The organism is Rhizobium sp. BR 314, from assembly GCF_047445805.1.
Lineage (GTDB): Bacteria > Pseudomonadota > Alphaproteobacteria > Rhizobiales > Rhizobiaceae > Rhizobium > Rhizobium lusitanum_B.
The window spans coordinates 1-5,948 of sequence record NZ_JARWLA010000086.1 but is presented as its reverse complement, the minus strand read 5'-3'; the positions used below and the strand labels follow the sequence as shown (position 1 = coordinate 5,948).

The following is a 5,948-nucleotide window of genomic DNA, read 5'->3' as shown; positions in this document are numbered from 1 at the left end:
TTCCAGACCTCTTTCTGCTCCTCGGACGAGGCAGCGGCGATCGTCCTCAGCTGCTGCTCGTTCGGCATATCTCCCTTCGCCATCTGGTCGAGCATCGAAGGCAGAACGTTGGCGAGCAGACGGAGCTTGCGGATCTGGCGGACGGGGAGGGCAAGCGCTACGGCGATCGCCTCCTCGGTCCAACCAAGCGCGACCAGCCGCTCGATGCCGCGCCATTGGTCGACGGGGTTCAACGGCTCACGCGCGATGTTCTCGATCATCGAGCGCATGGCGCCATTGTCGTTGGCCGCCTCGACGACGATCACGTCGATTTCCTCGAGACCGGCGGCGACCGCCATGCGTGTGCGCCGGTGACCCGCTTCAATGACGTAGCCGTTGCCACCGGCTTCCGGGAAAATGACGGGCGGCTGGATAACGCCTACAGCCTTGATGGTCRCCAGAAGCAGGGCGTCGGCCTGCGGCGTCGACTTCGACTGACGCGTGTTGTCGGGGTTGTCCTTCAGCGCACGCGGATCGACCTTCATGAGTTGCATGGGATGCTCCTTCTCGGGGATTTGGACACGGCCCTTCTGCCTGTCCTTCTCGCGTCTTCATTTTTCCGAAGACATCTCCCGGACCGCGGAGCGGGCGGCCGGGTGCAACTGCGGCCGAGCATTGCTGCCGCGAAGGACGAGCGGGGCTGACAGCCCTGCGAAGGCGAGTGGCCGGGATGCGGAGGCGGCGGTTGAGCGGAAGCGGCGACCGGCGAACTGCTCTGCGACGATTCCTCTTCCTTCCTTCCTTTCTCCCTTGCTTCCTTCTCGTGTCGGCGGCAGAAGCGGCGGCTTGCACGCGACTGGACGTCGATTTTGATAAGATGGAAAATAAAAAAATGGGCCAGCGGAAACCGCGGCCCTTGAAGTGTGAAGGTCAATAAACCTCCAGAGGGGAACAGCTGCTGCGGCGGCACTGGGAGGAGAGGCCGCCATGTGCATCAGCTGCGTGCGGTATGAACATTATTTGAGCAGACGGAAGTCATTTATTGTGCAATGCAGCTATGCACATGCTGCACCGCATCCAAAAGACCGCAATCGGCCGATGGTCAAGCTGCCTCTGGCCTGGCGGCCGCTTCCTCGCGCGCCGTAGTCGCCAATTCCTCCTCAACGTCTCGAAGCTGCCGGCGCTTGTCGGTAAGCTCATCTGCAAATGCGAATACGCCGCCTTCGCGCGAGCGATAGGCGCCAAGACGCCGCTCGGCTTCATGCAGTCGATGCCGATACCGCGCCTGTTCATCATCAAAGCCGGCAAGCGCGTGCTCCAGCCGCGAGATCGCGCCGATCGGCGTCACGGTGACGGCAAGATCGACCTCCTGGGTGGCGCCGGTACGCTGGAGGAGGGTGGCGTAGTGATAGCCGTCACCCTTACCGAACCGCTCGCCGGAATAGATCACATCGAAGCCGCCGATCGAAGCAATGGCGACATCACCCTCCTGTTGAAGCTGGACGAGGGTCAGGATTTCCTTCATCAGCGCCCGGCCGGCAAGCTTACGCTCCTCATAGGTCTCGCCCTTGACCACCATCACGAAGGCATCGCCAGCAGTCGGAATGAGCTGTTCGATGTCCCTGGCAATCTCGCCGATACGCCGGATCGAAACCTCGATGTCGCGCTCGGCATCACGGATCTGCCGGCGCACGGCATACTGATCGTCATCATGAGCGGCGCGCAACCGTTCGAGCCGGGCAATGTCGGCCTCGAGCCCCGCCTTCTGCATTAGCCGTTCGTCACCGCTCGCGATCGCCTTGGCCATGGCGAACTGGTTGACGGCTCCTTCGCCGAGGTCTTCCAAGCGGCGAATCGAAGTATCGCCTGAAAGTGCCGCGGCAATGAAGCGGGCCTTGCGCTCGTTGTTCTGCCACATAGCAGCGTCGAGCGAGCCCTGGGTGGCATAGGCGAAGATATCGACCTCGTCATGCTGATTGCCCTGGCGGACGATCCGGCCCTCGCGCTGTTCGATCTGCGAGGGCAGCCAGGGAACGTCCAGATGATGCAGCGCCTTGAGACGAAGCTGCGCGTTGACGCCGGTCCCCATGGTCTCTGAAGAGCCGATGAGGAAGCGGACCTTGCCGGCGCGCACGTCGGCGAACAGACGCTGTTTCGCGTCGCTCTTCTTGTAATCCTGCATGAAGGCGATTTCGGATGGCGGAACGCCCATCCGGACGAGTTCGTCGCGGATCCATCGATAGGCGGAAAAGCCTCTCGTCTTCTCGACATTGATGGTGCCGAGATCGGAAAAGATCATCTGCGCCGCCCCGGGCAGATCGAACTGCTTGCCGTCCGGCCGCAAAAAGGTCCGTTGTGACGTCTCCTGCCAAATACGGAAGGCGTTCTGGACCAGCAGGTTGAGCTTGTTTTCCGGCTCGTTCTCGCTGTCGGGGTCGACCAGGCGGAGGTCAATGGCGGCATGGCGCCCATCGGTGATGACGGAGAGCAGAATGTCATCGCCGGGCTGCGCCGGCCCTTCGCGCATCTCGATCGCCTTGATACGGGCGTCGAGGATGGTCTGGTAGTTCTTGAAAGCCTGCGTCGGCTTGGCGGTGAGAATTTGCCGCCGGCCGGTGGAGATATCAGGCACCCTGACGTAATCGCGCAGATCCTCGGGCATCACCACGTCAGCGAAAGACCGGAACATGGCGATCAGTTCGGGGACGTTGACGAAGGAGGCAAAGCGGCTGACAGGCTTGTATCTGCCCGACGGCTGGATCTCGAGTTCGGTCGTCGTGTCGCCGAAGGTCGAGGCCCAGGCGTCGAATTCATGCAACCCGCGCTCGCGCAACGCGTCGGATCCGAGCAGGCGCTGGACCGAGAACATTTCGCCAAGCGTATTGGTGATCGGCGTGCCGGAGGCGAGAATCAAGGCCCGGCCGGGATTCTTCGTCTCGATGAAACGGGACTTGACGTAGAGGTCCCAGGCACGCTGCGAGCCGTTCGGATCGATGCCTTTCAACGTCGACATGTTGGTGGCAAACGAAAGCTTGCGGAATTCCTGCGCCTCATCGACGATGATCTGGTCGACGCCGATTTCAGAGATCGTCAGCAGATCGTCCTTGCGGGTCGACAACGCCTCCAGCCGTTCCTTCAGACCTTCCTTGAGCCGCTCCAGCCGCTTGCGCGAGACCCGATCCTCGCTGTCGACCTTGGTCAGCAGATCCTCATATAGCTCCAGCTCGTCCTGGATCATCTGTTGCTCGAAGGCCGATGGCACGGCGATGAACCGGAATGCCGAGTGCGTGATGATGATGGCATCCCAGGTTGCTGTTGCAGCGCGGGACAGGAAGCGAGCGCGCTTGTCCTTCGAGAAATTGGTCTCGTCGGCGACGAGAATGCGGGCGTTGGGATAGAGCGCCAGGAATTCGCGGGCCGCCTGCGCCAGGCAATGGCCCGGCACCACCAGCATCGCCTTGGCGATCAGTCCRAGGCGGCGCTGCTCCATGATGGCGGCCGCCATCGTCATCGTCTTGCCGGCGCCGACGGCATGCGCCAGATAGGTCGCTCCCGACGAGATCATGCGCCAGATGCCACGCTTCTGGTGCCCATAAAGAATAAAGGCGCCAGAGGCGCCGGGAAGTTGGAGGTGGGAGCCGTCGAAGCGCCTGGGCGCGATGTTGTTGAAGCGGTCGTTATAGACCCGCGCCAGCCGGTCGGTACGATCGGGATCGGTCCAGACCCAGTTCTGGAAGGCTTGCTTGATTTTCTGCAGCTTGTCGCGGGCGGCTTCGGTATCGACGACGTTCAGTACCCGCCGCTCGCCGTCTGCGTCCTTGAACACGTCGAAGATCTGCGGCACCCGGCTGTTCAGCGCATCGGCAAGCAGCTCGCCGGCGTGACGCCGGTCGGTGCCCCATTCCGATGTGCCGGCCGCCGTCCATCCGAGCTGTCGCGCCTCGACGGTCCATGAACCGAGCTCCGGCAAGTGGTGGATCCTGATCTCGGCGCCCATGGTCTCGTGGACGAAGTCGACGATATCGGTCGCTGGGATCCAGGGTGCACCCAGCCGAGCGGTGATGTCCGAGGGGCGTAGATCGGCGGGCTGTACTGCTTCAAGCCCCCGGACATTGCGCTCGTAGACGGGATCCAACTCGGCCGCGGCTTTTGCGACCGCGAGTTTCGTGCGCACGGCGCCGGAGAGATAGGCGTCCGCGGTCTGCCAGGAGCCATCGGCGGGATCGCGAAAGATGGCATCGCCAAGCTCGTGCCGAACGTCGTCGGTGTCGCGATGCAGGAGTTCGGCGATGTGGTCGAGGTCGATACGACCGCGCTCGTTGAGGACGACGGCCAAGGCATCGGCGGCCGAGGTGATGACCGGCGGGGCAGGGGGCGCGATGACGCGTTCGGAGAAAATCGCTCCGGGCCTGGCGGTATCGGTTTCGAGGTCATAGTCCTCGATCGACGCGACCAGCCAGCAATCCGGATCGTCGAGAAACGGAGCAAGGTTCGGGCGACGGTGAGTTTCGCGAACTTCTCCGCTCCCGTCATCCTCGCTGATAGACACCGTCGTATGATTGATCGGCCCGAAATCGCGCACGAAACTCGACCAGGCGACCCTGAGTCGCACCTGGCACTCGCGCCACGGTCGATCGAGTTCCTGGGCCTTCAGCACCTCGCGCACGGCGTCTCGGATCGGAATGAGCTTCTTGATGATCCGGACATGCTTTTCCCGAATGCCGTCGGCGCTGCGGCCACTGCGAATTTTCACCGCGACCGGTGCGCCATCGATCATCTGCATCAGGCCGTGCCTGGTGTCGAGGAAGAAGCTGCCCTCCCGAATCCGGCTTTGGTCAGGCTTCAGATCGAGGATTTCCGCCAGCTCTTCTTCGAGGTCGCGATCGATTTCGGTCGGTTCGCCATCGTAGATGCCCTCCGGAAGGCGCTCGATAGCCGCAAGAAGTACCGCCTCCAGGCTTTCGCCYGGCCGCGCCACGCAGGTATAGGTCTCGCCGAAGGGGCCGGAGACCAGGGCATGATCGCCGAGCACAGTATCCGCATGCTGCGCGAACCAGCGGTTCACACGGATGGCTCCGTCCTCCGCGGTCGCCGGGCGAATTTCCTCCAAATCAAGCCAGCCGAGATCGTTTGCGGCTTCGCCCGTCTTTCGTTTGCGAAAAAAAAGAATATCGACGACCACATCGGTGCCGGCTTCCCGCCGAAAACTGCCTTCGGGAAGGCGGATGGCGCCGATAAGGTCGGCGGTTTTTGCAACATGCGCCCGGCAGGTGCGGTCGGCCTTGTCCATGGTGCCGGCGCTGGTGACGAAGGCGGCGAGCCCGCCAGGTTTCAGGAGATCGATCGCCCGCGCGATGAAATAGTCGTGCAGCCTGAGACCGAGCGCGCGATAGTGCCGGTCGGAACGAACCGTGCGATCGGAGAAGGGCGGGTTGCCGATGGCAAGATCGTAGATCGCATTGAGGTCCGTGCGCGCGAAATCGCCGTTGATGATGCGCGCCTTCGGCTGCAGCAGTTTCGCGATGCGGGCCGTGACGGGATCGAGCTCGATGCCGGTGACGTAGCTCAGTTCGCGATACTGTTTCGGCATCAGCGCCGGAAACAGGCCTGTTCCGATCCCCGGCTCCAACACTCGGCCGCCGCGCCAGCCGAGACGATGAATGCCCGTCCAGATTGCCCGAATGACGAATTCAGGGGTGAAGTGTGCATATTGGGTGCAACGGGCGAGCGACGCGTATTCGCCCTCGCTGACCACTGTTTCCAGCGAGTTGCCGAGATCATCCCAACCTGTGCGGAAGTCGGTTTCCCCAGGCCGCCGGAACATGCCGTTTGCCAGCTCGCCGGCGCCGAAACCGGTGAAGCGGATCAGCCTCGCCTGGGCGGCCGGAGTCGCCGGCAGATTTTGCCTCTCGATTTCGTTTGCGGTGAGGATGGCCGCGACATTGATGCGTGCTCGCTCCTTCCAGGTC

2 protein-coding genes are annotated in these 5,948 nt (G+C 62.6%); both read right to left on the bottom strand.

What is annotated here, in order from left to right:
- A partial coding sequence (locus QD461_RS36260) for a ParB/RepB/Spo0J family partition protein (RefSeq protein WP_414091605.1) occupies positions 1-533 on the bottom strand: 533 nt, incomplete at its 3' end.
- 548 nt (positions 534-1,081) lie between these two features.
- A partial coding sequence (locus QD461_RS36255; RefSeq protein WP_414091604.1) for an N-6 DNA methylase occupies positions 1,082-5,948 on the bottom strand: 4,867 nt, incomplete at its 5' end.